General features: G+C 65.3%; 17 protein-coding genes, 3 tRNA genes and 4 pseudogenes. 9 read left to right on the top strand and 15 right to left on the bottom strand.

What is annotated here, in order from left to right; genetic code table 11:
* Positions 1-163 precede the first annotated feature (163 nt).
* Positions 164-3,752: pseudogene (locus G4G31_RS15570) on the bottom strand (hydantoinase B/oxoprolinase family protein); the annotation flags it as partial.
* Between the two features lie 160 nt (positions 3,753-3,912).
* On the opposite strand from G4G31_RS15570, the pseudogene G4G31_RS28510 reads away from it, so the two are divergent.
* Both G4G31_RS28510 and G4G31_RS28505 read left to right on the top strand, forming a co-directional pair.
* Positions 3,913-4,479: pseudogene (locus G4G31_RS28510) on the top strand (NAD(P)H-hydrate epimerase); the annotation flags it as partial.
* 385 nt (positions 4,480-4,864) lie between these two features.
* Positions 4,865-5,356 carry an ADP/ATP-dependent (S)-NAD(P)H-hydrate dehydratase gene (locus G4G31_RS28505; RefSeq protein ID WP_308622175.1) on the top strand — a complete coding sequence of 164 codons (492 nt, stop codon included), beginning with the start codon at positions 4,865-4,867 and terminating at the stop codon, positions 5,354-5,356.
* Positions 5,357-5,552: 196 nt separating this feature from the next.
* Here the strand turns inward: G4G31_RS28505 and G4G31_RS15560 are convergent, their stop codons facing one another.
* Positions 5,553-6,269 (bottom strand): ABC transporter ATP-binding protein, encoded by a 717-nt coding sequence (locus tag G4G31_RS15560; protein ID WP_182988424.1) that lies wholly within the window; start codon positions 6,267-6,269, stop codon positions 5,553-5,555.
* Here G4G31_RS15560 and G4G31_RS15555 point away from each other — a divergent pair.
* Entirely contained in the window at positions 6,268-6,894 is a 627-nt protein-coding gene (locus G4G31_RS15555; protein ID WP_182988423.1) for an arylesterase, read from the top strand. The two genes, G4G31_RS15560 and G4G31_RS15555, sit on opposite strands and share 2 nt — an antisense overlap.
* Complete coding sequence (mnmH, locus tag G4G31_RS15550) at positions 6,891-7,946, top strand: tRNA 2-selenouridine(34) synthase MnmH (protein ID WP_182988422.1); 1,056 nt, start codon at positions 6,891-6,893, stop codon at positions 7,944-7,946. Before G4G31_RS15555 ends, mnmH begins: the two co-directional genes overlap by 4 nt.
* A 334-nt stretch (positions 7,947-8,280) precedes the next feature.
* Here mnmH and G4G31_RS15545 read toward each other — a convergent pair whose 3' ends face one another.
* The 12 genes from G4G31_RS15545 to G4G31_RS26375 form a co-directional block, all read right to left on the bottom strand.
* Positions 8,281-10,173 (bottom strand): SurA N-terminal domain-containing protein, encoded by a 1,893-nt coding sequence (locus G4G31_RS15545; protein WP_308602328.1) that lies wholly within the window; start codon positions 10,171-10,173, stop codon positions 8,281-8,283.
* Positions 10,174-10,374: 201 nt separating this feature from the next.
* Positions 10,375-10,451, bottom strand: a tRNA-Asp gene (locus G4G31_RS15540).
* 69 nt (positions 10,452-10,520) lie between these two features.
* Positions 10,521-10,597: transfer RNA gene (locus G4G31_RS15535), tRNA-Asp, on the bottom strand.
* A 78-nt stretch (positions 10,598-10,675) separates the two neighbouring features.
* Entirely contained in the window at positions 10,676-10,948 is a 273-nt protein-coding gene (locus G4G31_RS15530) for an HU family DNA-binding protein (protein ID WP_182988420.1), read from the bottom strand.
* Positions 10,949-11,369: 421 nt separating this feature from the next.
* Entirely contained in the window at positions 11,370-13,775 is a 2,406-nt protein-coding gene (gene lon, locus G4G31_RS15525; protein ID WP_182988419.1) for an endopeptidase La, read from the bottom strand.
* A gap of 269 nt (positions 13,776-14,044) precedes the next feature.
* Positions 14,045-15,313, bottom strand: a complete 1,269-nt coding sequence (gene clpX, locus G4G31_RS15520) for an ATP-dependent Clp protease ATP-binding subunit ClpX (protein ID WP_182988418.1) — start codon at positions 15,311-15,313, stop codon at positions 14,045-14,047.
* A gap of 179 nt (positions 15,314-15,492) precedes the next feature.
* The gene (gene clpP / locus G4G31_RS15515; RefSeq protein WP_182988417.1) at positions 15,493-16,110 is read right to left on the bottom strand and encodes an ATP-dependent Clp endopeptidase proteolytic subunit ClpP; all 618 of its coding nucleotides are present in this window, start codon (positions 16,108-16,110) and stop codon (positions 15,493-15,495) included.
* Positions 16,111-16,197: 87 nt separating this feature from the next.
* Positions 16,198-17,538 (bottom strand): trigger factor, encoded by a 1,341-nt coding sequence (gene tig, locus G4G31_RS15510; protein WP_182988416.1) that lies wholly within the window; start codon positions 17,536-17,538, stop codon positions 16,198-16,200.
* 31 nt (positions 17,539-17,569) lie between these two features.
* Positions 17,570-17,656, bottom strand: a tRNA-Leu gene (locus G4G31_RS15505).
* Between the two features lie 409 nt (positions 17,657-18,065).
* Positions 18,066-21,152: an efflux RND transporter permease subunit gene (locus G4G31_RS15500; RefSeq protein WP_182988415.1), complete on the bottom strand. Its 3,087-nt coding sequence runs from the start codon at positions 21,150-21,152 to the stop codon at positions 18,066-18,068.
* A complete protein-coding gene (locus tag G4G31_RS15495) occupies positions 21,149-22,039 on the bottom strand; it encodes an efflux RND transporter periplasmic adaptor subunit (protein WP_229425614.1) in 891 nt (296 codons plus the stop codon). Before G4G31_RS15495 ends, G4G31_RS15500 begins: the two co-directional genes overlap by 4 nt.
* Positions 22,039-22,335, bottom strand: a complete 297-nt coding sequence (locus G4G31_RS26375; RefSeq protein WP_229425026.1) for a hypothetical protein — start codon at positions 22,333-22,335, stop codon at positions 22,039-22,041. The genes G4G31_RS15495 and G4G31_RS26375 overlap by 1 nt, the downstream gene beginning before the upstream one ends.
* Positions 22,336-22,515: 180 nt before the next feature.
* Here G4G31_RS26375 and hpnC point away from each other — a divergent pair.
* From hpnC to G4G31_RS26365, 5 genes and pseudogenes are all read left to right on the top strand, one after another.
* Positions 22,516-23,326: pseudogene (gene hpnC / locus G4G31_RS15490) on the top strand (squalene synthase HpnC).
* 90 nt (positions 23,327-23,416) lie between these two features.
* Complete coding sequence (hpnD, locus tag G4G31_RS15485) at positions 23,417-24,250, top strand: presqualene diphosphate synthase HpnD (protein WP_182988414.1); 834 nt, start codon at positions 23,417-23,419, stop codon at positions 24,248-24,250.
* A pseudogene (hpnE, locus tag G4G31_RS15480) lies at positions 24,237-25,653 on the top strand (hydroxysqualene dehydroxylase HpnE). Before hpnD ends, hpnE begins: the two are co-directional and overlap by 14 nt.
* Before the next feature lie 235 nt (positions 25,654-25,888).
* Complete coding sequence (locus tag G4G31_RS26370; protein WP_229425025.1) at positions 25,889-26,353, top strand: DUF1700 domain-containing protein; 465 nt, start codon at positions 25,889-25,891, stop codon at positions 26,351-26,353.
* Positions 26,350-26,634, top strand: a complete 285-nt coding sequence (locus G4G31_RS26365; protein ID WP_229425024.1) for a hypothetical protein — start codon at positions 26,350-26,352, stop codon at positions 26,632-26,634. The genes G4G31_RS26370 and G4G31_RS26365 overlap by 4 nt, the downstream gene beginning before the upstream one ends.
* Positions 26,635-26,676: 42 nt before the next feature.
* On the opposite strand, the gene G4G31_RS26360 is transcribed toward G4G31_RS26365, so the two are convergent.
* Positions 26,677-26,955, bottom strand: a complete 279-nt coding sequence (locus tag G4G31_RS26360; RefSeq protein ID WP_229425023.1) for a hypothetical protein — start codon at positions 26,953-26,955, stop codon at positions 26,677-26,679.
* Positions 26,956-26,967: the final 12 nt, after the last annotated feature.

The following is a 26,967-nucleotide window of genomic DNA, read 5'->3' as shown; positions in this document are numbered from 1 at the left end:
GGCGCCTGCGTCGACAAGGTGACGCAGATGAGCTGCGCGGCGGCGAAGCGCTGAACGGCGTTGGCGGCGACGCCGGCACGGCGCGGGGCACGGGGCGCCCATCCCCCGTTGGGGCAGGGGCGGGCTCCCCCTGCGGCGCCCCCTCAGGGCTCTCCGTATCCTCCCCGCCCGGCGTCTCGATGACGAACACATCGCCCGCCGCCATCTCGACCTTGCCAATGTGGTCCACCTGCTCGACCCGGCCATCCGCGCGCTCGACCCTGTTCACGCCACGCGCACCCGGCGCGCCGCCGGCCATGCCGAAGGGCGCGTGAATGCGGTTGTTCGACAGGATGGCCGCCGTCATCGGTTCCAGGAAGCGCAATGCGCGCACGCCGCCATTGCCCCCATGCCAGCGCCCGGCGCCGCCCGAGCCTTCGCGAATCGCGTAGCTCTCCAGGCGCACGGGGAAGCGGAACTCGAGGATTTCCGGGTCGGTCAGGCGCGAATTGGTCATGTTGGTCTGCACGACGTCGGTGCCGTGAAAGCCTGGTCCCGCACCGCTGCCGCCGGAGATGGTCTCGTAGTACTGATAGCGCGCGTTCCCGAAGGTGAAGTTGTTCATCGTGCCCTGGGACGCGGCCAGCACGCCGAGCGCGCCGTACAGGGCGTTGGTGATGCAGGTCGAGGTCTCCACGTTGCCCGACACCACCGAGGCCGGATAATGGGGGTTGAGCATCGAGCCGGGCGGGATGATCACTTCCAGGGGTTTCAGGCAGCCGGCGTTGAGCGGGATCTCGTCGTCGACGAGCGTGCGGAACACGTACAGGACCGCCGCCATGCACACGCTCGAGGGCGCGTTGAAGTTGTTCGGCAGCTGGCTTGACGTGCCCGTGAAATCGATGCGGGCGCTGCGCGCTTCCCGGTCTACCGTGATGGCGACCACAATGCGCGCGCCGTTGTCGAGTTCCACCGTATAGGCGCCGTCCTGCAGTGCCGTGATCACGCGCCGCACCGCCTCCTCGGCATTGTCCTGCACGTGGCCCATGTAGGCGCGCACCACGTCCAGGCCGAAATGCGCGACCATGCGCCGCAGCTCTTCGACGCCCTTCTGGTTGGCCGCCGCCTGGGCGCGCAGGTCCGCCAGGTTCTGGTCCGGGTTGCGCGCCGGGTAGCGCGCGCCCGTCAACAGCGCGCGCATCTCGTCTTCCTTCAGCACGCCGTCGACACCATCGACCAGCTTGACGTTGTCCAGCAAAACGCCCTCTTCCTCGATGTGGGTGGAATCGGGCGGCATCGAACCGGGGGTGGTGCCGCCGATATCGGCGTGGTGGCCGCGCGAGCCGACGTAGAACAGGATTTCCTGTCCGGCCTCGTCGAACACGGGCGAGATTACCGTCACGTCGGGCAGGTGGGTGCCGCCGTTGTAGGGGTCGTTGAGCACATAGACGTCGCCGGCGCGCATACGGCCGGCATTCGCCCGCATCACGGATTTGATGCTCTCGCCCATCGAGCCCAGGTGCACCGGCATGTGCGGGGCATTCGCGACCAGGCTGCCGGCCGCATCGAAGATCGCGCAGCTGAAGTCCAGGCGCTCCTTGATGTTGACCGAGTAGGCCGTGTTCTGCAGGCGCAGGCCCATCTGCTCGGCAATCGACATGAACAGGTTGTTGAAGATCTCCAGCATGACCGGATCGGCCGTAGTGCCCATGGCCTGCCTTGCCGGCAGCGCTTCCACGCGCGTGAGCACGAGGTGGTCGTAGGGCGTGACTTGCGCCTGCCAACCCGCCTCCACCACGGTGGTGGCGTTCTTCTCGGCGACGATGGCCGGTCCCTTGACACAATCGCCCGGCCGCAGGTCGGCACGGCGGTAGATGGCGGTGCCCTGCCAGGCGCCGGCGCCGAACATCGGCACCCGCTCGGCTGCCTGCGGCGCGGCGCTGCGTCGGGACGCCGGGGCGACGCCCTCCGGTGGCGCATCCGAGCGGCCCGTGGCTTCCACCGATACCGCCTCCACGATCAATGCCCGTCCCGGCATCAGGAAAGAGAAGCGGCGCCGGTAAGCCTCTTCGAATTGCGCCGCCATCGCAGCCGCGCTGCCGAAGTCCACGATGAGCGCCGAGTCGGTGCCCCGGTAGCGCAGGTGCGCGCGCCTCAGGACCTCGATGCGGGCGGCGTCCACCCCCTGCTGGAGGAGTTCCTCGCGCGCGCCCGCGGCAAGCGCATCGAGGCGGCGTGCCAGCGACGCGACGGTGTCCTCGCCCAGCGTCTCCTCCACCGCCTGTTCGCGCATCGCGCCCTGGTCGGCCAGGCCCATGCCGTAGGCCGACAGCACGCCGGCCAGGCTGTGGACGAACACGGTCTTCATGCCGAGGGCGTCGGCCACCAGGCAGGCATGCTGGCCGCCGGCGCCGCCGAAGCTGGTGAGCGCATAGTCGGTGACGTCGTGGCCGCGCTGGACCGAAATCTGCTTGATGGCGTTGGCCATGTTGCCGACGGCGATCTGGATGTAGCCCTCGGCCACCTGCTCGGGCGAGCGTACGTCGCCGGTGGCCGCTTCGATTTCGCGCGCCAGGGCGGCGAAACGCTCGCGCACCACGGCGACATCAAGGGGTTCGTCCCCGTTCGGTCCGAACAGGTGCGGGAAGTGCCGCGGCTGGATCTTGCCCAACATGACATTGCAGTCGGTGACGGTCAGCGGGCCGCCGCGGCGGTAGCAGGCCGGCCCCGGGTTGGCGCCGGCGCTGTCGGGGCCGACCCGATAACGGCTGCCGTCGAAGTGGAGGATCGAGCCGCCGCCGGCCGCTACCGTGTGGATGCTCATCATCGGCGCGCGCATGCGCACGCCCGCCACCTGGGTCTCGAACACCCGTTCATAGTCTGACAAATGCGCACCCGCAAAATGCGAGACGTCGGTCGAGGTACCGCCCATGTCGAAGCCGATCACGCGCTCGAAGCCCGCCAGGCGCGCCGTGCGCACCATGCCGACGATACCGCCGGCGGGGCCGGACAGGATGCTGTCCTTGCCCCGGAAGGCGCGCGCGTCGGTCAGGCCGCCGTTCGACTGCATGAACTGCAGGCGCACCCCGGGCAGTTCAAGCGCCACCTGGTCGACGTAGCGGCGCAGGATGGGCGACAGGTAGGCGTCCACCACGGTGGTGTCGCCGCGGGCGACCAGCTTCATCAGGGGACTCGCCTCGTGCGAAGTCGAGACCTGCGTAAAGCCGATCGTGCGCGCGATCTGCGCCAGCGCCCTTTCGTGGGCGGTGTAGCGGTAGCCGTGCATCAGCACGATGGCCAGGCTGCGCGTGCCGCCGTCGTACACCGCCTGCAGCGCGGCGCGCGGCGGCGGCATCGAGTGCCTGCACGACCTCGCCATGGGCGCCGACGCGCTCGTCGACTTCCACTACCTCGCCGTAAAGCAATTCGGGCAGCACGATGTGGCGGTCGAACAGGCGCGGGCGGTTCTGGTAGGCGATGCGCAGCGCGTCGCGAAAGCCGCGCGTGATCGCCAGCGCCGTGCGCTCGCCCTTGCGCTCGAGGAGCGCATTCGTCGCCACGGTGGTCCCCATCTTGACGGCCTCGATGCGGGCCACAGGCACGGGCTCTTGCTCGGACACCCCCAGCAGGTGGCGGATGCCGGCGACGGCCGCGTCGCGGTACTGTTCCGGATTTTCCGACAGCAACTTGTGCGTCACGAGCTGCCCGTCGGGGCGCCGGCCCACGATGTCGGTAAAGGTGCCGCCGCGGTCGATCCAGAACTGCCAATCCATTGTGTATCCTCGTGCTGGTGGAAAGTAGAAATTGCGTGCGCTTATTGTATGCGTCCGCTTCCGCATTCGTTGCCCGGGCCTGAAGTTTTTGCCAATTGTATTCACGCTGAGGCCCAAAATTGGCGAGAATGCATGCCTAGCCATGTGAATCGGAGTGAGGATGGGAAGTAGTCTATACAGCGTGGCCCAGGTGCGCGCAATCGAAGCGGGCCTCGCGCCCCAGGTCGAACAGGGGAGCCTGATGCGCCAGGCCGGGCGCGCCGCAGCAAGCCTCGTGCTGGAACGCTTCGGGGACGTGAAGAGCAAACCGGTGCTGGTGCTGGCCGGTCCCGGCAACAACGGCGGCGACGCCCTCGAGCTGGCGGCCAACCTGAGCGAAGCCGGGGTCGACGTCGTGGTGCTGCACCTGGCCGGCAGCGGCACGCCGACTCCCGAAGCGGCGCAGGCCTTGACGCGCGCCCGCGCCAGCAATTCCAACTTCGCCGACGTGGCGCCCGACGTGCGCGACTGGGCGCTGGTGGTCGACGGCCTGTTCGGCATCGGCCTGGCGCGTCCGCTGGAAGGCCGCTACCGCGAGCTGGTGCTCGCGGTCGCCTTCCTGCGCTGCCCGGTGCTGGCGCTGGACGTGCCGAGCGGGCTCGATGCCGATACCGGCGCCGTGGTCGGCCCCGCAGGCGTGGCCGTGCGCGCGACCCACACCATCACCTTCATCGCCGACAAGCCTGGCCTGCACACGGCTGAAGGACGCGAGCACGCGGGCGCGGTCGTGGTCGATGCACTGGGGACGGACCCGGAAGCGTTCGAGCTGCCGCGCGCGCGCCTGGCCAGCCCTGGCCTCTTTGCAGCGCAGCTGGTGCCGCGCCGGAGCAACGCGCACAAGGGCGAGTATGGCGACGTCGCCGTGCTTGGCGGCGCGCATGGCATGGTCGGCGCGGCGGTGCTGGCCGCGCGCGGCGCGCTGTACGGCGGCGCCGGCCGCGTGTTCGCGGTGACGATCGATGCTGCAGACCCGGTGCCAATGCCGCTCTGGGACAGCAGCCAGCCCGAACTGATGTTCCGTCCCTCGGGCTCCTTTCGACATCGGCGGCCGCGTGCTGGTACTCGGGCCGGGCATGGGAGATTCGAACGAAGCGATGCGCGTGCTGGGCCACGGCATCGATGCCGCGCAGCCGATCGTCGTCGACGCCGATGGCCTGAACCTGATCGCCGCCAGCGCCGAGCTGGGAACGCGCGTGTCGCGCCGCCGCGCCGAGACCATCCTCACGCCCCATCCGCTGGAAGCGGCGCGCCTGCTCGGCAGCAGCGCCGCCGAGGTGCAGGCCGACCGCCTGGCCGCGGCGCGCGACCTGGCGCGGCGCATGCAGGCCGTCGTCGTGCTCAAGGGTGCGGGAACGGTGCTGGCGCGGCCGGATGGCGAAGTCGTGATCAACCCGACCGGCAACCCCGGCCTGGCGACCGGCGGCAGCGGCGACGTACTGGCAGGCGTCTGCGGCGCCCTGCTGGCGCAGGGTGGCCCGCCTGGGAGGCGGCAATGGGTGCGGTCTGGATGCATGGCGCGGCGGCTGACCGCCTGGTGGACGCCGGCGTCGGCCCGATCGGGATGACGGCCGGCGAATTGCCCGCCGCCGTCAGGCAGACCCTGAACGACCTCGTGGCAGGCCGCTTGCCGGTGGCGTAGGGTGCGCGGCTCCACCCGGCCGTCCGCATCTACGCACCGTACGCGCCGCTCACGCGTTCAATACGGCCCGCGCTACGGCGCCCTGTCACGACGCCGGGTGGAACAACCCGGCACCACCATCTTCAGACGAGGCGCCCCGCCGCAATCGTAATCGTCCGCCCGCAGCGTGCCGCCATCGCCGGATCGTGCGTCACCAGCACAAGGGTCGACCCACGCTCGCGATTGAGCTCGAACATCAGCCCGATGACCGCTTCGCCGGTGGTGGCATCCAGGCTGCCCGTCGGCTCGTCCGCAAACAGCAAGGGTGGCTCGGTAACAAAAGCACGCGCCAGGGCCACGCGCTGCTGCTCGCCGCCGGACAGGTATTTCGGATAGTGGCGCAGGCGGCTGGCAAGCCCCACCCGGCCGAGCATCGCTTCGGCCTTGGCGCGCGCCTCGCCGTCGCCACGCAGTTCAAGCGGCAGCATCACGTTCTCAACCGCGGTCAGGTGCGGCAGCAGCTGGAAGGACTGGAACACGAAGCCGAGCTTGGCCATGCGGAAGGCGGCGCGGTCGTCTTCGTCGAGCGCGAAGATGTCGGTGCCATCGAGCAGCACACGGCCGCTGCTGGGCGTGTCGAGCCCGGCCAGCAAACCGAGCAGCGTCGACTTGCCGGAACCGGACGCGCCCACGATGGCAAGCGTCTCGGCCGGTTGCACGGTAAAATCGACACTGTGCAGGATGGTGAGTTCGCCGCTGGCGTCCGCCACCCGCTTCGACAGCCCCGCCACCTCGATCGCGGCCGGTTGGCCCGCCGCGGCGGTGGTCGTATTTTTATAGCCCTCGGGATTATCACGCATGCTTGCCATTTTCAAGAAATTGTCTGTCGGTGCGCTCATGTTGGCCGCGTCGGCGAGCGCTTATTCTGCACCAAAAACCGTATTGGTGTTGGGCGATAGCCTCTCGGCCGAATATGGCCTTGCACGGGGCGCGGGCTGGGTCGCCCTGCTCGAACAGAAGCTGCAGCGCGAGAAGATCGACGCGCGCATCGTCAACGCCAGCATCAGCGGCGAAACCACCAGCGGCGGACGCGCACGCCTGCCGGCCCTGCTCGATCAGCACAAGCCACAGATCGTCGTCATCGAACTCGGGGCGAACGATGGCCTGCGCGGCCTGGCCGTGGCGGCGGCAGAAAACAACCTGCGCCAGATGATCAATCTGTCGCAGAAGAAGGAGGCGAAAGTCATGTTGGTTGGCATGCGCATGCCGCCGAACTATGGCCGCGCATACACCGAACGCTTCTTCGGCATGTACAAGGTGCTGGCCACCGAATACAAGGCGCCGCTGGTGCCCTTCATGCTCGAAGGCGTGGCCGACAAGCCGGCGCTGTTCCAGGCCGACCGCCTGCACCCGACCGCGCAGGCGCACCCGATTATCCTCAATAACATCTGGCCGACCTTCTCGAACCTGATCAAATCACGATGAAATACCCTGCCGTACTGAGCTTCGCCGACATCCTGCCCGACCTGGGCACGTTCGATACCATCATCGATGCCCGCAGCGAAGGCGAGTTCGCCCTCGACCACCTGCCCGGCGCGATCAATTGCCCGGTCCTCGACAACGAGGAGCGCATTCGCGTCGGCACCCTCTACAAGCAGGTTGGATCCTTCGAGGCGAAAAAGCTCGGCGCGGCACTGGTGGCACGCAACATCGCGCGCCACCTCGAGACCGAGTTCGCCGACAAGCCGCGCGACTGGAAGCCACTGGTGTATTGCTGGCGCGGGGGCAACCGCAGCGGCTCGCTGGCGCATATCCTCGCGAAAATCGGCTGGCCGGTGGTGCAGCTCGATGGCGGCTACAAGGCCTACCGGGCCCACGTCAGCGGCGCCCTGGAGAACCCGCCGGCGCTGCATTACCGCGTCATCTGCGGTACCACCGGCAGCGGCAAGAGCCGGCTGCTCGAGACCCCGGACGGCATCGGCGCCCGGGTGCTCGACCTCGAGCGGCTGGCGGCCCACCGCGGCTCGGTGCTGGGACACCTGCCGAACGAGCCGCAACCTGGCCAGAAGATGTTCGAAACGCGCATCTGGGACAAGCTGCGCCACTTCGATCCGGCAAAGCCCGTGTTCGTGGAGTCCGAGAGCAAGAAGGTCGGCAACCTGCGCGTGCCCGACGCCGTGATGGAACGCATGCGCGCCTCTCCCTGCATCGCCCTGCAGCTGTCACGCCCGAACCGCGTGCGGCTGCTGATGGAAGACTACAGCCACTTCGCGGGCGACGCCCGGGCGCTCAATGGCCAGCTCGATCACCGGTGCAGCTGCATGGTCCGCGCCCGCATCGACGCCTGGCATGCGCTCGCCAACAGCGGCGCCATGCCGGAACTGGTGGACCAGCTGCTGGTGGAGCACTACGATCCGGCCTACCTGCGCTCGATCGACCGCAATTTCGTGCAGGTTGGGCGCGCGCAGGTGCTCGCGCTGGCGGACATCGCGCCCGCGGATTTTCTTGCGGCTGCAAGAACGCTGCACGCCGGTTAAAACGGCGTCGGCGCAGGCCGCCGGCGCCGTCCCTGCGCGCTCGCCCTGGATAACCGGTCCTGATTGAAACCATCGGCGTCAAGGATGCCGCGTAGGCAAGCCGGGCCGCAATAGCGGCCTTCCTCCCTGCTCTCCCTCTCCGGCAATCCCCGTCGCGCGCCGCGCAGCCCATCGGGCCCGATTGAACGCGTGGACGGCGCAAGCGTCTGCTCTACGCAGCTGATGGCGGTTTCGCCGTCCACCCTGCGGCAGGTCGCTGTCCATCATGGCGCTGTAGAACGTAAAAAAACCCGGCAGCTCGCGCAACCGGGTTTTTCTTCGAGCGGGCCTGGGCTTACTCGGTCTTCGCCGCTTCCTGGCCGGCAGCGACATTGATCTTCGCCTTGGACTTGGCCTTGATCGCTTCCACGAAGTTGTACAGCTCGGCTTCGCCGATCAGGCGGCCGATCTGCTCGGCTTCCTGGGCGCGGCGGGCCTGGTCTGGCTGGGCCGGCTGCGACACCTTGCCGATGCGGTAGACGGCGTAGCCGCTACCCGGCACGTCGACACCGACATAGGCCGGCAGCTTCGTCACGTCGGCCTTGAAGACGGCCATGGCGCCTGCCGGGTTGATCGTCGGCTCCTTGGTGCGCGACACGACCTTGACCTCGCCGAAGCCGGCTGCGTCGCCGGACGCCTTGGCGGCAGCCATTTTCGCTTCGCCTGCCTGGCGGGCCAGGCGCAGCGCTTCTTCCATGGTCACGCGCTGGCGGATTGCAGGCTCGACTTCGGCGAGCGGACGCTTCGTCGCCGGCTTGAATTCGGCCACGCGGCCGGCGATCAGCACAGCCGGCGCCACTTCGACGGCTTCGGTATTGCGCTTGTTCTTGATCGAATCGGCCGAGTACAGCGCGTTCAGGAACTTCTCGTTGTTGTACGGCGCCTCGCCCAGGGCCGGATTCGGCTTGCGGGTCAGGTTCTCGACGGTCTGGATCTTCAGGCCCAGCTTGTCCGCCGCCGGCTTGAGGCTATCGGACTGCTCGTAGACGATGTCGTTCAACTGCTCGGCCAGTTCGCCATATTTCTTCGACAGCCTGGCTTTCTTGAGTTCGCCGGCGATTTCTTCGCGTGCCGCCTCGAGGGGCTTCTGCGCGGCCGGCTTGATGGCGGTGACCTTCAGGATGTGGAAACCGAATTCGGAAGCGACGATGCCGCTGACTTCGCCTTCTTTCAGGCCATAGATCGCTTCTTCGACGGCCTTGCCGAAGACGCCTTCGCCAGGTTTCACGACGCCGATGTTGCCGCCCTGGGCTGCCGACTCGGGATCCTGCGACTGTTTCGCGGCGATGGCGGCGAAGTCGGCCGGGTTCTTGCGCACCTCGGCCAGCACGGTTTCGGCGCGTGCACGGGCAGCGGCTTCTTCGGCGGGCTTGGCACCCTGTGCCTTGGTAATCAGGATGTGGCTGGCGGTACGCTCTTCAGGCGTCGTGAAACGCTTCTGGTTGGCCTTGTAGAACTGGGCCACTTCGGCGTCGGTGACGGCGACCTGGCTTTCGACGGCGGCCGCGTCGAGCACGACGTATTCGGCCTTCACCTGCTCGGGAATGGCGAACAGGTTGGCGTTCTTGTCGTAGAAGGCCTTGACCATGGCGTCGGTGACTTTCACCTGCGGCAGGAACTGCGCGATCGGGAACATCAGTTCCTGGACTTCCCGTTCCTGGTCGTTGATACTCGAGACGCGCGCGGCAACCGAGCGTGGCGCGAAGGCCGTGGACTGAACGGAGCCGGCAAGCTGCTGGATCGCCATGTCGCGGCGCATGCGCTCTTCGAACACGACCGGATTCATGTTCTGGGCGGCCAGTGCCGCCTTGTACTGGTCGGTGTCGAAGCTGCCGTCAGGCTTGCGGAATCCGGTCAAGTCCATGATGCGCTTCGCCAGGGCCTGGTCCGTCACGGTCAGGTGACTACGGGCCAGCTCGGCGCCGACGGCACGCTCGGCCACCAGGTTTTCGAGTACGTCGCGCTTGGCTTGCGGGGTGTCGAACTTCTTCTGGTCGAACTGCGCGCCCATCTGGGCGCGCGCCTGGTCGATCTGCGCGCGCTGGGCCTCGTCCCACTCCTGCTGGGTGATATTGCGGCCTTCCACGGTGGCGACGCCGGCAGCGCTGTCGCCGCGGTTCTGGTAGCTCTCGACGCCGACCAGCACGAACGAGGGAATGATCAGCAGCAGAAGCAGGAGCTGCAACACGCGCTTGTTATTACGTACGAAATCAAACATGGTCAACCAATCACTTTGGCAATGGCTACAAAGCACAAGTTAAAAAAAAAGGCGAACTCGCGTTCGCCTCTTCTCTGAGGCGCCACACTGGCGCCACACACTACTATTCCGGAAGCGATAAGATGGACTCGCCGACCTTCCGCCGGGACAACATGCTTATCACTTTGAATCTGGCGGAGCGGACGGGGCTCGAACCCGCGACCCCCGGCGTGACAGGCCGGTATTCTAACCAACTGAACTACCGCTCCAAATTCTGTGTATTTTTCGACGGAGCGGACAAAGCACCCTGCACGGGAACACATGTCTTTCCAAATCGGTGGCGGAGCGGACGGGGCTCGAACCCGCGACCCCCGGCGTGACAGGCCGGTATTCTAACCAACTGAACTACCGCTCCACAAATACTTGGTATTACCTCATCCTGGCGGCATACGCTTCCAGGATGTTTCCTCTGCGTGTCATCGCAGAGAAGGCATTAGTTTACAGCATCTTTTAACGCTTTACCAGCCTTAAATTTTGGAACCTTTGCTGCCTTGATCTTGATTGGTTCCTTGGTGCGCGGATCGCGGCCGGTACGGGCAGCGCGTTCGCCAACAGTGAACGTGCCGAAACCGACCAGGGTCACGCTGTCATTGTTCTTCAGGGTGTTCGTCACCGCTTCGATCATCGCGTCCAGGGCGCGCGTCGCCGACGCCTTGGTAATGTCCGCGGACTTCGCGATTTCTTCGATCAGTTCTGTCTTGTTCACTCGTATCCTCTTGTCGTTCTGGCGCGGCGGCGCTGCGCCTTCCTGCAAAAAACTGCAACGGCGTATTAAACAAGGGCGATTTGCTTCTGTCAAGCAACATTGTTACCGATCTGCTTACACGTTGCGGCTCTGGTACTCCATGCAGGCCAAATAATTGGCAATTGGCATGCAAGAAAAGCTGGGGTCAGGTCTGACATTTGGACACGAACTCTGCTATTGCACGCTTTCGTCGATGCCTGGCGACCAGTTATCAAAGCGTCTTGCGAACGGCACGCGAGCCGTCACGCACTGTCGTGATCCGTTGTCATGCCCCTAATGTCGAGTCTGTGTCCGAATGTCAGACCTGACCCCAGGTTTTCCAAACGGGAGAGACAAAAAAAGGCGCCCGAAGGCGCCTTTCCATTCCTGGTACCAACGTCGATTAGTGCTTGACGACGTCGCCCTGCCCTTCGCTCGAAGGCGCTGGGGCAACGGATACGGCCGGTACCTCGACCAGCGCTTGCGGCTGCCGTTCCAGAGCCACTTCCAGCACCTTCTCGATCCAGCGCACCGGCACGATCTCGAGCTTGTTCTTGACGTTGTCCGGAATCTCGGCCAGGTCCTTCACGTTCTGCTCGGGGATCAAGACCGTCTTGATGCCGCCGCGATGCGCCGCCAGCAGTTTCTCCTTCAGGCCGCCGATCGGCAGCACTTCACCGCGCAGCGTGATCTCCCCCGTCATCGCCACGTCGGCGCGCACCGGGATACCGGTGAAGGCCGAGACCAGCGCCGTCGTCATGCCGATACCGGCGGACGGACCGTCCTTCGGCGTCGCGCCTTCCGGCACGTGGATGTGGATATCGCTCTTCTCGAAGGCTTCCGCCTTGATGCCGAAACGCTGGGCGCGGCTGCGAACCACGGTGCGTGCCGCTTCGATCGACTCCTTCATCACGTCGCCCAGGGTACCGGTGCGGATGATGGCGCCCTTGCCAGGCACGTTCACGGCTTCGATCGTCAGCAGGTCGCCGCCGACTTCCGTCCACGCCAGACCGACCACCTGGCCGACCTGGTTATCCTTCTCGGCCACGCCGAAGTCGTAGCGGCGCACGCCCAGGAACTTGTCCAGGTTCTTGCCGTTGACGACCACCGCCTTTTCGCTCTTCTTCAGGAGCAGCATCTTGACGACCTTGCGGCAGATCTTCGAGATTTCACGCTCGAGCGAACGAACGCCGGCTTCGCGGGTGTAGTAGCGGATGATGTCGCGGATGGCCGACTCTTCCACCTTGATCTCGCCTTCCTTCAGGCCGTTCGCCTTGACCTGCTTCGGCAGCAGGTAGCGCTGGGCGATGTTGGTCTTCTCGTCTTCGGTGTAACCCGACAGGCGAATGACTTCCATCCGGTCCAGCAGTGCCGGCGGGATGTTGAACGAGTTCGAGGTGGCCACGAACATCACGTCCGACAGGTCGAAGTCCACTTCCAAGTAGTGGTCCGAGAACGTGTGGTTCTGTTCCGGGTCCAGCACCTCGAGCAGGGCCGACGACGGGTCGCCGCGGAAGTCCGCACCCATCTTGTCGATTTCATCCAGCAGGAACAGCGGATTGCGCACGCCTACCTTGGCCAGGGACTGCAGCACCTTGCCCGGCATCGAGCCGATGTAGGTACGACGGTGGCCGCGGATCTCGGCTTCGTCGCGTACGCCGCCCAGCGCCATGCGCACGAACTTGCGGTTCGTCGCGCGGGCGATGGACTGGCCGAGCGAGGTCTTACCCACGCCCGGAGGGCCGACGAAGCACAGGATCGGGGCCTTGAGCTTGTCGACGCGCTGTTGCACCGCGAGATACTCGAGGATGCGTTCCTTGATCTTGTCCAGGCCATAGTGCTCGGCTTCGAGCACTTTTTCGGCGTTCGACAGGTCGTTGACGACCTTCGACTTCTTCTTCCATGGCAGCGACACCAGGGTGTCGATGTAGTTGCGCACGACGGTGGCTTCCGCCGACATCGGCGACATCAGTTTCAGCTTCTTGATTTCGGCGGTGGCCTTGTCAAGGGCTTCCTTCGGCATCTTGGCGGCGATGACCTTCTTCTCGAGCTCGTCGATATCGGCACCGTCTTCGCCTTCGCCCAGTTCCTTCTGGATCGCCTTGACCTGTTCGTTCAGGTAATACTCGCGCTGCGACTTCTCCATCTGGCGCTTGACGCGGCCACGGATGCGCTTTTCCACTTGCAGGATGTCGAGTTCGCCTTCCAGCTGGCCGAGCAGGTGCTCGAGGCGCTTGGCGACGTTGAAGATTTCCAGGATGACCTGTTTTTGCTCGAGCTTCAGAGGCAGGTGCGCCGCAACGGTATCGGCCAGGCGGCCGGCGTCGTCGATGCCAGCGAGCGAAGCGAGGATCTCGGGCGGGATCTTCTTGTTCAGTTTGACGTATTGGTCGAACTGCTGGACGATCGCACGGCGCATCGCCTCGACTTCGGAATCGTCACCGATTTCCGAATGCAGCGGGGTCAGCTCGGCGACGAAGTGCGTGGCACCATCGCTGATGCTGTCAATTCGGGCACGCTGGGCGCCTTCCACGAGCACCTTCACGGTGCCGTCGGGCAGCTTCAGCATTTGCAGGATGTTCGCGACACAGCCGATTTCGTAAATATCCGCGGCGGAAGGTTCGTCCTTGGCGGCAGCTTTTTGGGCGGCCAGCATAATGCTCTTGCCCTGCTCCATCGCAGCTTCAAGCGCCTTGATCGATTTCGGGCGGCCAACGAACAGCGGTATCACCATATGGGGAAACACGACCACGTCGCGCAACGGCAGGAGGGGCAGCGTCGTTTGCTCGGTTAATTTCGAAGTTGTCATGGCATACCTTATAAAAATCGTGTAACGGATGTTGGGCGTACACGGTTAAATCTCAAGACCGGCCAAAGATATTTTCTGCGAGTAAAAAACTTAAGTCGCAAATGCAATCTGGTCGTTCCAATAAAAGCCCCGTTCTGAAATAAAAAAGCCACTGCGTGACGCGGCGTCACGAGTGGCTTTTCGGTTGAAGCCGGATGCTTTTATTGAGGTAAATTGTACCGCCAAGCATCCCGCGCACAAGCCTTTTTGTGGTTTCCGCGCGGAATTTTTTAATTTTCTCCGGAGGCTTTTGCGGTTTCGCTGTAAATCAGCAAAGGTTTGGCACCATTTGTGATCGTATTTTCATCGATCACGACCTTGACGACGTTTTGCTGATTAGGCAATTCGTACATCACGTCGAGCAGCGCGTGTTCCAGAATGGAACGCAGACCGCGTGCGCCGGTCTTGCGTGCCAATGCTTTCTTGGCAATCGCGTGCAATGCGGCTGGGCGAATTTCGAGTTCCGCGCCTTCCATTTCCAGCAGTTTCGAATACTGCTTGATCAGCGCATTCTTCGGCTCGATCAGAATCTGGATCAGTGCTTCTTCCGTCAATTCATTCAGCGTAGCAACGACAGGCAGACGGCCAACGAGTTCCGGAATCAGACCGAACTTGATCAGGTCTTCCGGCTCGGCTTCCATCATGATTTCGCTGTTCGAACGCTGGGTGCTGCTTTTCACGCTGGCTGCGAAACCGATGCCGCCCTTTTCCGAACGGTTCTGCACGATCTTCGCCAGGCCATCGAAAGCGCCACCGCAGATGAACATGATGTTGGTCGTGTCGATCTGGACGAAATCCTGGTTCGGGTGCTTGCGCCCGCCTTGTGGCGGCACCGAGGCCATCGTGCCTTCGATGAGTTTCAGCAACGCCTGCTGCACGCCTTCGCCGGACACGTCGCGGGTGATCGACGGGTTGTCGGACTTGCGCGAAATCTTGTCGATCTCATCGATGTAGACGATGCCGCGCTGGGCCTTCTCGACCTCGTAGTTGCAGCTCTGCAGCAGCTTCTGGATGATGTTCTCGACGTCTTCGCCCACATAACCGGCTTCGGTCAGCGTGGTCGCGTCGGCAATCACGAAAGGCACGTTGAGCATGCGCGCCAGCGTCTGCGCCAGCAGCGTCTTGCCCGAGCCGGTCGGGCCGACAAGCAGGATGTTGCTCTTGGCCAGCTCGACGTCGTCTTTCTTGCCCAGGTGCTTGAGGCGCTTGTAGTGGTTGTAGACAGCCACCGACAGGATGCGCTTGGCGGTCTGCTGGCCGATGACGTACTGGTCGAGCAGCTCGGCGATCTCGTGCGGCGTCGGCAGGTCGGACTTGGCGCCGCTCACCGATTCCACGTTCGAGGTCTCGTCGCGGATGATGTCGTTGCACAGGTCGATGCACTCGTCGCAGATGAAGACCGAGGGTCCCGCAATCAGTTTCTTGACCTCGTGCTGGCTCTTGCCGCAGAACGAGCAGTACAGAAGCTTTTCGCCGCTGGAAGATTTTTTGTCAGACATGGGGCAGGTTTCTAATGAATTGCTATGGATGGGAAGCTCGCCTCGAACTTCCCCAATATAGTGCGATCACGGAGCACGCAACAAGAGCTCACGTACACCGCCATGCTACCCGAAATAAAAAACAAACGCCCGAACGTGTTGGCGCCCGGGCGTTTTTCAGCAACACCTTGTGGGTTGCATCAAGCTCGGTTGGTCAACACCTTGTCGATCAGGCCATAATCGACCGATTCCTCGGCCGACATGAAGCGGTCGCGGTCGGTATCCTTGTGGATCTGTTCGATCGTCTGGCCGGTGTTGTCGGCCATGATGCGCGCAAGGCGCTCGCGCAGGTACAGGATTTCCTTGGCCTGGATCTCGATGTCGGACGCCATGCCCTGCGAGCCGCCCGAAGGCTGGTGGATCATGACGCGCGAGTTCGGCAGCGAGAAACGCTTGCCCTTGGCGCCAGCGGCCAGCAGGAAGGCGCCCATCGACGCGGCCAGGCCCGTGCACAGGGTCGAGACGTCCGGCTTGATGAAGTTCATCGTGTCGAAGATCGCCAGACCCGCAGACACCGAACCGCCCGGCGAGTTGATGTACAGCGAAATATCCTTGTCCGGATTCTCGCTTTCCAGGAAGAGCATCTGGGCCACGATCAGGTTCGCCATCTGGTCGTTGACAGGACCGACGAGGAAAATCACGCGTTCCTTCAGCAGGCGCGAGTAGATGTCGTACGCGCGCTCGCCGCGCCCGCTTTGCTCAACTACCATCGGCACGAGGCCGAGTGCTTGGGTGTCCAATGCCGGATTACGGTTCATACCTGTCTCGTTCCTTGTAAGTGGTGCCTGGTGAAGCGGCCGGGCGACCGTCCCCTGAGGGTCCAGTCGCCGAGCTTACGACTTCGCTCAAGCTTGTGGGTTGCTGCCCATCAATTCATCGAAAGCGACGGCCTTGCTACTGACCTTCGCCTTGCCAAGTACATAGTTAACGACGTTTTCTTCCAATACAAGGGCTTCGACTTCACCCAGGCGACGACGGTCGCTGTAGTAGTACTTCAGCACTTCCTTCGGATCTTCGTAGCTCTGTGCGAAGTCTTCGATCTGCGCCTTCACCTGCTCTTGCGTTGCTTCCAGGCTGTTTTCGCTCACCAGCTGCGACAGGATCAGGCCCAGGCGCACGCGGCGCTCGGCCTTCTCGGCGAACAGTTCGGTCGGGAACGGCATGTTCTTGACGTCCATGCCGCGCTGGGCCATGTCCTGGCGGGTCTGCTCGGCCAGGCGCTCGGAATCCTGCTGGATCATGACGGTCGGAACGTCCATCTCGGTGACCTTCACCAGCGCGTCCATCACGGCTTCCTTGTTGCGGGCCTTGACGCGGGCGTTGACTTCACGCTCCAGGTTGGTCTTGATGTCGGCGCGCATTTTTTCGATCGAGCCGTCTTCGATGCCCAGCGAACGTGCGAATTCGGCGTCGACTTCGGGCATGTGCGCCCATTCCAGCTTGGTCAAAGTGATGGTGAACTCAGCGGTCTTGCCGGCCACGTCCTTGCCATGGTAATCCTCAGGGAAAGCCAGCGGGAAGGTGCGGCTCTCGCCCACTTTCAGGCCGACGGTCGCGGCTTCGAATTCCGGCAGCATGCGGCCTTCGCCGAGCACGAAGGCGTAGTCGTCAGCCTTGCCGCCTGGGAATTCCACGCCATCGATGACGCCGACGAAGTCGACCGTCACGCGGTCGCCATTGGCAGCCACGGCTTCGCCGCCGTCGCCGTGCTCGCCTGCCTCGCCCTTGGTGTGGTAGTGCACGCGCTGCTTGCGCAGGATGTCGATGGTCTTGTCGATCTCGACGTCGGTGACTTCGGCCGACACGGTTTCGATGTCGACGCCGGCGAGGTCGCCGATTTTGACTTCAGGGAAAACTTCGAAGGTCGCGTCGAAGGCCAGCATGCCTTCCGGTGCGTCCTGCTTCGGCTCGATTTTCGGGAAACCGGCAACGCGCAGGCCGTTCTCGTTGGCGGCGTCGTTGAAGGCGCGGCCGACGCGGTCGTTGAGCACGTCGGATTCGATCTGGTAGCCGTACTGGGCAGCGACCATCTTCAGCGGCACTTTGCCTGGACGGAAACCAGGTGCCTTGGCGGTCTTGGCCTGCTTCTTGAGGCGTTTCTCAACTTCCGTACGGACGTCGCTCAGCGGAAAAGTGATCGTCAAGCGACGCTCGAGTTTACCCAGGGTTTCGACTGCAGTTGCCATCGTAAAAATCGTCCAAAAAAATAATTATTCGTGGTGCGAGGAGGGGGACTCGAACCCCCACACCATTGCTGGCGTCAGGACCTAAACCTGGTGCGTCTACCAATTTCGCCATCCTCGCGCAGGATTGCATATTGCCACAAAAACAAAGGGCGCCCGAGAGTCAAACCGGCCGCCCTTGCACTCCATTGTTTAGGGGCTACAACTTCAACCCGGTATTTTACTGGATTTTCTGACACTACAGTATGAAATTTGATGGAGTGCGGGGCGTAGGTGGTGTGCATATATGGCGGGGCGTGCGGACGGCCCGGTTGCCGTCAGTCGCCGCGCGGAATCCGGCGGTGAGACCGCGTGGGCTTGAAAGCCCACCCTACGAAATCACGTTGCCAACGATGGCGCGTCAACTCGACCGGTGGACCGCGTGGAGTCAGGACTCCACCCTACGTATCGCTGGTTTCGTAGGGTGGGCTCTCGAGCCCACGCGAATTGGCACCGACGCCGGCCACTAACGCGCATTCATGCACCCGCCGTCAACGCACCGGCTTCTTCACCCTGAACCACGCCGCATACAGCGCAGGCAGGAACAGCAGCGTCAAGGCCGTCGCCACCAGCAAGCCCCCCATGATCGCCACCGCCATCGGCCCCCAGAACACCGAGCGCGACAGCGGGATCATGGCCAGCGCGGCGGCGGCGGCCGTCAGCAGGATCGACCTGCAGCGGCGCACCGCGGCCTCGACGATCGCGTCCCAGGGCTCGGCGCCGGCCTTGATGTCCTGCTCGATCTGGTCGACCAGAATGACGGAGTTGCGGATGATCATGCCGAACAGGGCGATCACGCCCAGGTTGGCGACGAAGCCGAAAGGACGGTTCAGGATCAGGAGCGCCATCGCCGCCCCCGCCACGCCCAGCGGCCCGGTCAGGAACACCAGCAGCGCGCGCGAGAAGCTGTGCAGTTGCAGCATCAGCAGCGTGAAGACGATGAACAATACCAGCGGCACGTTGGCGGAAATCGATGCTTCCGCTTCCGAGCTGTCGGCCGCCGCGCCCTCCAGCGTCACGCGGTAACCCGCCGGCAGTTTCTCGCGGATGCCGGCCAGCTTGTCGCTCACTTGCCCGGAAACGGTCGGCCCCTGGATACCGGCCACCACATCCGACTGCACCATGATCGCCCACTCGCGCCCTTCGCGCCAGATCACGCCCGGCTCCCAGACGAATTCGACGCGTGCCACCTGGCCGAGCGTCACCGAGCGCCCCGAAGCAGTCGGGATATTCGTTTCCTGCAACACCGAGATCGTCGAACGCTCCTCGACCGGCTGGCGCACGACGATGTCGATCAGCTCGTTAGTCTCGCGGAACTGGCCGATGGTCGTGCCCGACAGCACGGTGGCAATCGCCCGCCGCACCGATTGCGAGGTAACGCCGAGCGCGCGCAACTTGTCCTGGTCCAGGTCGAGGCGCAACACCTTGACCGATTCGTTCCAGTTGTCGTTCACGCCCACCGCATTCGGATTGGCGCGCAGGACGTCCTTCACCTGGTCGGCCAGGCCGCGCACGACGCCGATATCGGGACCGGCCACCTGGAACTGCACCGGATACGGCACCGGGGGCCCGTTCGGCAGCAGTTTGACGCGCCCACGTGCTTCCGGGAAGTCGTTGCGGAACACGTCTTCGATTCTGGCCTTCAGTCGGTCGCGCGCGGCGGCGTCAACCGGCAGCACGACGAACTGCGACACGTTCGACTGCGGGAAGATCTGGTCGAGCGGCAGGTAGAAGCGCGGGCTGCCGGTGCCGACATAGCTCGTGATGCTCTCCACGCCCTCCTGCTTGCGCACGAAAGCCTCGAACTTCTTCACCAGCACTTCGTTGGCGGCGAAGCTCGTGCCCTCCGGCAGCCACATCTCGACCATCAGTTCCGGCCGGCTCGAGTCCGGGAAGAACTGCTTCTCGATGAACTTGAAGCCGAACACGCCCAGCGCGAACACGGCCAGGCTCAAGGCAATCGTCATCATGCGAAATTCCACGCACCAGGTAACCAGGCGGCGGAAGCGCTGGAACATCGGCGTATCGAACACGTCGTGGTGCGAGTGGCCGGGCGCGTGTGGCTTCACTTTCAGCAGGATGAAGCCGATGTAGGGCGTGAACGTGACGGCAACAATCCACGACACCAGCAGGGCAATGGCATTCACCGAGAACATCGAGAAGGTGTATTCGCCTGCGGCCGACTTGGCCAACCCGATCGGCAGGAAACCGGCGGCCGTGATCAGGGTGCCGGTCAGCATCGGCATCGCGGTCGAGGTGTAGGCATAGGTGGCCGCCTCGAAGCGCGACAAGCCCTCCTCCATCTTGCGCACCATCATCTCGACGGCGATGATCGCGTCGTCCACCAGCAAGCCGAGCGCGATGATCAGCGCGCCCAGCGACACCTTGTGCAGCGAGATGTCGAGCATGCGCATGAAGAGGAAGGTGATCGCCAGCACCAGGGGGATGGTCAGCGCCACCACCAGCCCTGGGCGCACATCGATCGACAGCTTGGGCCTGGTATGCAGGCCCAGCGCCACGAAACTGACGGCCAGCACGATGAACACCGCCTCGATCAGGGTGCGGATGAATTCGTTCACCGAACTCGTCACCGCCAGCGGCTGGTTCGACACCCGTTCCAGCTCGATACCTACCGGCAGCTGCTCGCGGATGCGCTCCGCCGTTTCGTCGAGCGACTTGCCCAGCTTGATGATATTGCCGCCCTTCTCCATCGACACACCCAGGCCGATCACCTCCTTGCCGTTATAGCGCATCTTCTCGACGGGAGGATCCTGGTAGGCGCGCTTGACGACCGCAAAATCGCCCAGGCGGAATGTGGTCGAGCCGGCGCGCAGCTGCAGGTCTTCCAGCTCGCGCACGCTGCGGATCGCGCCGGTCACGCGTACCTGCAGGTTGTCGGTGGGCGTGACCAGCACGCCCGCCGGTTCGATCCCGTTCTGCGTCGCCAGCTGGTTGACGATCTGCTCGAAGGGCACGCCGAGCTGGGCGAATTTCTTGTTCGAGAACAGGATGTTGACCTTTTCGTTCTGCACGCCGAACTGTTCGACCTTGGCCACCAGCGGCACGCCAAGCAGCTGCTGGCGCACGAAATCGGCGTAATCCTTCATTTCGGCATAGGTGAAGCCGTCGCCCGAAAGCGCGAAGATGGAGCCGTAGGTGTCGCCGAACTCGTCGTTGAAGAAGGGACCGATGACGCCGGCCGGCAGCGTCCCCTGGATATCGCCGATTTTCTTGCGTACCTGGTACCAGGAGTCGGGCACGTCCTTCGGCGGCGTCGACTCGCGCAGCTCGAGGATGATGGTCGTCTCGCCGGGTTTCGAAAAACTGCGGATGCGGTCGATATAGGGCGTTTCCTGCAGCTTCCTCTCGAGCTTGTCGGTCACCTGCTCGGCCATCTGCACCGCGGTCGCGCCCGGCCAGACGGCACGCACGACCATGGCGCGGAAGGTGAAGGGGGGATCCTCGTCCTGGCCGAGCTGGCCGTAGCTGAGGATACCGCCGATGAGCAGCGCCGCGATCAGGTAGCGCGTCAGCGGGATGTTCTCGAGCGCCCAGCGCGACAGGTTGAAGCCCCTCATTTGCGTCCCCGCTTGCGGCCCCGCCCGCGGCCGCGCCACCCGTGGCGGCCGCCTCGGTGTCGCCGCGGCGGGCGACATCGGCGCTGAGGATGCGCACCTTCTGGCCATTGCGCAGCATGTTGACGCCGGCCGTGACCACGGTCTGGCCGGCCTTGACGCCGCCGCCGAGCAGCACGTCGTTGCCGCCGACCAGGGCATTGACCTGTACCGGAACCAGGCGCACGGCGCCGTTCTCCACCACCCAGACGCTCGTCGCACCCTTTTCGTGGTACAGCGCGGTCAGGGGGCGCGCGCAGGCCGCTGCCCCCGCTGCTGGAAGCAAACTGCACCGTGGCTGTCATTCCCGGGCGTACGTCCGCACGCGGCGGGATCGCGATGCGCGCCGCATAGGTGCGGGTAGCGGGGTCGGCCACCGGCGACACCTCGCGCACCCGGCCAGGGAATCGCCTGGCCCCGTTCGCCCACAGGCGCACCAGCACGGCCGTCACATTGCGCAGCCCGCCGACCTGGTCCTCGGGGATCCCGATCACGACCTCCATCTCGTCGGTCCGGGCCACGCGCACCACCGGCGTGCCGGCGTTCACCACCTGGCCGACCTCGGCGTCGATGCCGGTGACCACGCCGTCGATGTCGGCCACCAGGCTGGCATATCCCGCCTGGTTCGACTGGCCGCGGTAGGCGGCGCGGGCGGCGTCGGCTTCGGCCTGGGCGGCGCGCAGGGCGGCCCGCTTCGAGTCGAGCACGGACTGGCTGACGAAGTTCTTGGCACGCAATTCCTGGTAGCGCTTGAAGTCGGCGCTGGCCAGGTCGCGGTTGGTCTCGGCCGCGCGCAGGCTGGCCTGGGCGCCCGCCGCCGCCAGCCGCAGGTCTTGCGGATCGAGCTGCATCAGCACGTCCCCCTTTTTTTCACCGGGGCGCCGACATCCACCTTGCGCGCGGTGATCTTGCCGGCGACCCGAAAGCCCGGGCGCGACTCGATGCGTGGGCGCACCTCGCCGGAAAACTCGGTGCTGGCACCACCCGCAGCGGGCGTCAGCACGGCGGCGCGTACCGGGCGCAGCGGTGGCGGCGGCTCGTCCTTCGAGCAGGCGGCCAGCAGCAGGCTCAGCGCCATGGCCAGGACGGTGATCGGGCGAGGCCCACGAACCGGAAGGCGGGCGGAAGAGTGGGTCGGCATGCTCACGGGGCGTATCCTTTATTGTTCGGTCTTGAAACGTTCGCTGGCAGCAGCTTGCATAAGGATGATCAGCAGCAAAGCTGCAAGCCGGGTCCGCATACTGCCAAGCCGACAATTATAATCATGATATTCATGCAAACCCGCATTTCATATGACGCGACGCTCGCAAATGCGTCGCGCCACCCCATGCCCGTCGACCACTACGAAAACTTCCCTGTCGCTTCCATCCTGCTGCCGCGCCGCCTCGTGCCTGCCGTCGAGGCCATCTATGCGTTCGCGCGCGGCGCCGACGACGTCGCCGACGAAGGCGACGCAACGCCCGCCGAACGGCTGGCCGGCCTGGTCCGTTACGAGGCCGGGCTCGACGAGATCGCTGCCGGCGCGGTCCCTTCCGATCCGGTATTCGCGCGCCTGGCCGCTGCCGTCGCCGCATTCAGGCTGCCGCTGCAGCCGCTGCGCGACCTGCTGTCGGCCTTCCGCCAGGACGTGGTCACCACGCGCTACGCCGACTATCCGCTGCTCCTCGACTATTGCCGGCGCTCGGCCAACCCGGTCGGGCGCCTGATGCTGGCCCTGTATGGCATCCAGGACGAGCGCGACTTGCAGGACTCGGATGCCATCTGCAGCGCCCTCCAGCTGATCAACTTCTGGCAGGACGTCGGCGTCGACATCGCCAAGGGGCGCATCTACCTGCCGCGGGAAGACCTGGCGCGCTTCAGGGTAGACGAGGCGGATATCCTGGCGCAGGCCGACACGCCGGCCTTTCGCGCCCTGATGGCCTTCGAGGTCGAGCGCGCCCGCGCCCTGATGCTGGGGGGCGCCCCTCGCCGCGCGCCTGCCCGGGCGCATCGGCTGGGAGCTGCGCCTGGTCGTGCAGGGCGGCCTGCGTATCCTCGAACGCATCGAGCGCGCCGGCTTCGACGTCTACCGCCAGCGCCCCGTACTGGGCAAGGCGGACTACCTCGTCATGCTGTGGCGCGCCCTGCGCATGCGCTGAACACCCGCGAAAAAGCCGGCGCGCCGCCCGCGCGGAGCCCGCCATCGGCTAAGATAGCGCATTCGCAACGCCTAACATTGTCATTTTTACATGTCTCCTGACGAATACTGCCAGCAAAAGACGGTCCAGAGCGGCTCCAGCTTCTATTACAGTTTCCTGTTCCTCGCCCCGGAGCGCCGGCGCGCCATCACGGCCCTGTACGCCTTTTGCCGCGAGGTCGACGACACGGTCGACGAGGCGACCGACGCGTCGCTGGCACGCATCAAGCTGGCCTGGTGGCGCACGGAAGTGTCGAGCATGGTCAAAGGCACGCCGACGCATCCGGTGACCCAGGCCCTCAAGCCCCACCTGGAGGTCTATCACCTGGAAGAGCAGCACCTGCAGGCGATCATCGACGGCATGGAGATGGACCTCGACCAGAGCCGCTACCTGGACTATGCGGGCCTGCGCAAGTACTGCTGGCACGTGGCCGGCGTGGTCGGCATCCTCTCGGCCAGCATTTTCGGGGTCACCAATCCCCAAACCCTGCAGTACGCCGAGAAGCTGGGCCTGGCCTTCCAGCTGACCAATATCATCCGCGACGTCGGCGAAGATGCGCGCAAGGGCCGCATCTACCTGCCGGTGAACGAGCTGCAGCAGTTCGGCGTGACGGCGGCCGATTTGCTGAACGCGCGCCACAGCGACAAATTCGAGGCGCTGATGCGTTTCCAGACCGAGCGCGCGCAGAAGATGTATGACGAGGCGCTGGCGCTGCTGCCGAAGGAAGACCGGCGCGCCCAGCGTCCGGGGCTGATGATGTCGGCCATCTACCGCACGCTGCTCGACGAGATCGCGCGCGACGGTTTCCACGTGCTGAACCAGCGCATCTCGCTCACCCCGCTGAGGAAACTCTGGCTGGCGTGGAAGACCTATGTTCGCAACTAGAAAGACGGCTGGCGCCCGCTCGGTCGCCGTCGTCGGCGGCGGCTGGGCTGGCTGCGCGGCGGCTTTGGCGCTCGCGCGCGAGGGCCAGCGCGTCACGCTGTTCGAAGCCAGCCGCACCCTGGGCGGACGCGCGCGCGGCGTCGAACTGCAAGGCCGCATGCTGGACAACGGCCAGCACATCCTGCTCGGCGCCTACGACCAGACCCTGCGCCTCCTGAAGCGCCTCGAGGTCGACCGGGACCGGGCCCTGCTGCGCCTGCCGCTGCAGATGCGCTACCCACAGGGCAGCGGCGGCATGGACCTGGTCGCCCCGCGCCTGCCGGCGCCCTGGCACATGATCGTCGGGCTGCTGCGCGCCAAAGGCCTGGGCCGCGAAGACAAGCTGGCACTGGGCCGCTTTTCCACCAGCGCACGCTGGATGGGCTGGCGCCTGAACACGGATGTTCCCGTCGCCGAGCTGCTGGAGCGCTTCGAGCAGACGCCGCGCCTGGTTGCGCTGATGTGGCGCCCGCTGTGCCTGGCCGCACTCAATACCCCGCTCGAGGAGGCCTCGGCCAACGTGTTCCCGGCGGTGCTGCGCGACAGCCTGGGCGCGCGCCGCGCCGCGTCCGACATGCTGATCCCGCGCGTGGAACTGGGCGCCCTGTTCCCGCAGGCGGCGGCGCGCCACCTGGCGGCCCGGGCGGCGTCGTGCACCATGGCGCCAAGGTCGCGGGGCTGGCACGGCTGGCCGCCGGCTGGGAGCTGCGGGTCGAGCGCCAGGGCGCCGCTGTGTTCGATGCCGTCGTGCTGGCCTTGCCGCCCACGGGGGCCGCGGCGCTGCTGGTCCCCTTCCCCGAAGCCGCCACGCTGACTGGCCAGCTGCAGGCTTTCGACTACCAGCCGATCGCCACCTGCTACCTGCAATACGATACGGCGCTGCGCCTGCCGCTGCCCTTCTGCGCCCTGCTCGACGATGCCGCGCAAGGCCGCCATGGCCAGTTCGCGTTCGACCGCGGCCAGCTCGATGCCAGCCAGGCCGGCCTGGTCGCCGTCGTGATCAGCGCCGCGGCAGCTGCCGCCGCGCTGCCGCAGGAAGCGCTGGCACGCCTGGTCGCCGCCCAGCTGGCCGAGGCCTTCGGCAACCCGGCGCTGGCCGAGCCGCTGTGGACCCGCGTGATCACCGAAAAGCGCGCGACCTTCGCCTGCACGCCTGGCCTGGTGCGTCCGCCGAACGCCACGCCACTTCCCGGCTCGCCCTGGCGGGCGATTACACGGCCGGCGACTACCCCGCCACCCTCGAGTCGGCGGTGCGCAGCGGCCAGGACGCCGCCGCGGTCATCATCGAAGGGCGCAGCCCGGCCCCTCAAAACGACAGTTTGTCGCACGCCCCTGGCCAGGGGCCGGCCGGATCCGTACAGTAGCAGCATCCGATAGCACTACCCCACTTCGCCGCACGCGGCACACGCGAGACACACACATGCGCTGGAACCTGCACTACAGATTGGGCCTCTCGGCCATCGCCGTCCCTCGCCCCGGTTGCGGCCAGTACGGCGGCGCTCGTGCTGCCGGAACTGTTCGGCGGCCGCGCTGGCGCGCATACGCCCGCCCTGCTCTCGATGTTCGCCCTCGGCCACGCCTGACGAGACCACAGCACCCATGGGCAAACTGGAATACCTCGACCAGCTCAAGCGCGCCATGCTCGGCCTGCCGCCCGAGCTGCAGGCCAAGACCCTGGCCTGGTACGAGCAGCGTTTCGTCGACGGCGTCAATAGCGGCCGCCGCGAAGACGAGATTGGCCGCGAACTCGACGACCCGAAGAAGGTCGCGCTGACGCTGCGCGCCAACACCCACATGAACGCCTTCGCCGAGCAGAAGAACCCGGCCAACCTGCTGCGCATGCTCGTGTCGGTCGTCGGACTCCTGATCTTCAATCTGTTCATGGTCATTCCCGCCGCGGTGTTCGGTGCGCTCCTGGCCGCGCTGTACGTGGGCGCTTTCGGTTTCTATATCGGCGGCATCGCCCTCACGGCCAGCGGCCTGGCCGGTGCCAACGAACTCGTGCTGGACGGCCCGCTGCGCGGGTCGCCGTCGAGTCGGCACCGAGCGCGCGCACCCGGGTGACGATCGGCGAGCACGGCATCGAGGTGGTCGACGAGAAGGCCGAAGACGGCGCCGTGTCGCCCTCGCGCGTGGTGCGTGGCGCGGAGCGCGTGGCCGGCAGCGCCATCGAGATTTCGACCGACATGGACGAAGAGTCGCGCATGACCCAGGCCGCGCTCGGGCTGGCCATGGTCGTCGGCGGCATCCTGCTGTTCCTGCTGTCGATCGTGATCACCCGCTACGCGGGGCTGGGCGCGAAACGCTACCTGCAAATGAACATGGCCCTGCTGCGGGGCGGATAAGGAAAATCGATGCGCGCCTTGTTACGGGTGGGCCTGGGCCTGCTACTGCTGGCTTTCGTGCTGATCGGCCTCGCCTTCGGCGCCCTGCGCACGCACGGCGGCCCGGCACGCCTCGAAGGCCGCATGATGGACGAACAGACCCGCACGGTCGGGCACGACGTGCGCGCGGTCGAGCTGTCCGGCCCGATCGACCTGACCCTGCGCTATGGCGCCCAGCCGCAGCTGGTCGTGCGCGGCGAAGAACGCCTGCTGGCCAATATCGAGACGGTGCAGGACGGCCGGGTGCTGCATATCGGCACGCGCGGCATCGTGCTGCGCCATCGCGGGCCCCTT

The organism is Massilia sp. Se16.2.3 (assembly GCF_014171595.1).
GTDB lineage: Bacteria > Pseudomonadota > Gammaproteobacteria > Burkholderiales > Burkholderiaceae_D > Telluria.
Note: the sequence above shows the minus strand (reverse complement) of the source record. Positions and strands in the feature narration are given on the sequence as shown.

Coding starts and splice junctions, on each gene's coding strand:
- G4G31_RS15500 (WP_182988415.1), bottom strand. CDS start 21,152: ATGAGGGGCTTCAACCTGTCGCGCTGGGCGCTCGAGAACATCCCGCTG.
- G4G31_RS15560 (WP_182988424.1), bottom strand. CDS start 6,269: ATGCGTGATAATCCCGAGGGCTATAAAAATACGACCACCGCCGCGGCG.
- clpX (WP_182988418.1), bottom strand. CDS start 15,313: ATGTCTGACAAAAAATCTTCCAGCGGCGAAAAGCTTCTGTACTGCTCG.
- tig (WP_182988416.1), bottom strand. CDS start 17,538: ATGGCAACTGCAGTCGAAACCCTGGGTAAACTCGAGCGTCGCTTGACG.
- hpnD (WP_182988414.1), top strand. CDS start 23,417: ATGTCTCCTGACGAATACTGCCAGCAAAAGACGGTCCAGAGCGGCTCC.
- mnmH (WP_182988422.1), top strand. CDS start 6,891: ATGAAATACCCTGCCGTACTGAGCTTCGCCGACATCCTGCCCGACCTG.
- G4G31_RS26360 (WP_229425023.1), bottom strand. CDS start 26,955: ATGGCGCAGCACGATGCCGCGCGTGCCGATATGCAGCACCCGGCCGTC.
- clpP (WP_182988417.1), bottom strand. CDS start 16,110: ATGAACCGTAATCCGGCATTGGACACCCAAGCACTCGGCCTCGTGCCG.
- G4G31_RS15555 (WP_182988423.1), top strand. CDS start 6,268: ATGCTTGCCATTTTCAAGAAATTGTCTGTCGGTGCGCTCATGTTGGCC.
- G4G31_RS28505 (WP_308622175.1), top strand. CDS start 4,865: ATGGGAGATTCGAACGAAGCGATGCGCGTGCTGGGCCACGGCATCGAT.
- G4G31_RS26370 (WP_229425025.1), top strand. CDS start 25,889: ATGGGCAAACTGGAATACCTCGACCAGCTCAAGCGCGCCATGCTCGGC.
- lon (WP_182988419.1), bottom strand. CDS start 13,775: ATGACAACTTCGAAATTAACCGAGCAAACGACGCTGCCCCTCCTGCCG.
- G4G31_RS15495 (WP_229425614.1), bottom strand. CDS start 22,039: ATGCAGCTCGATCCGCAAGACCTGCGGCTGGCGGCGGCGGGCGCCCAG.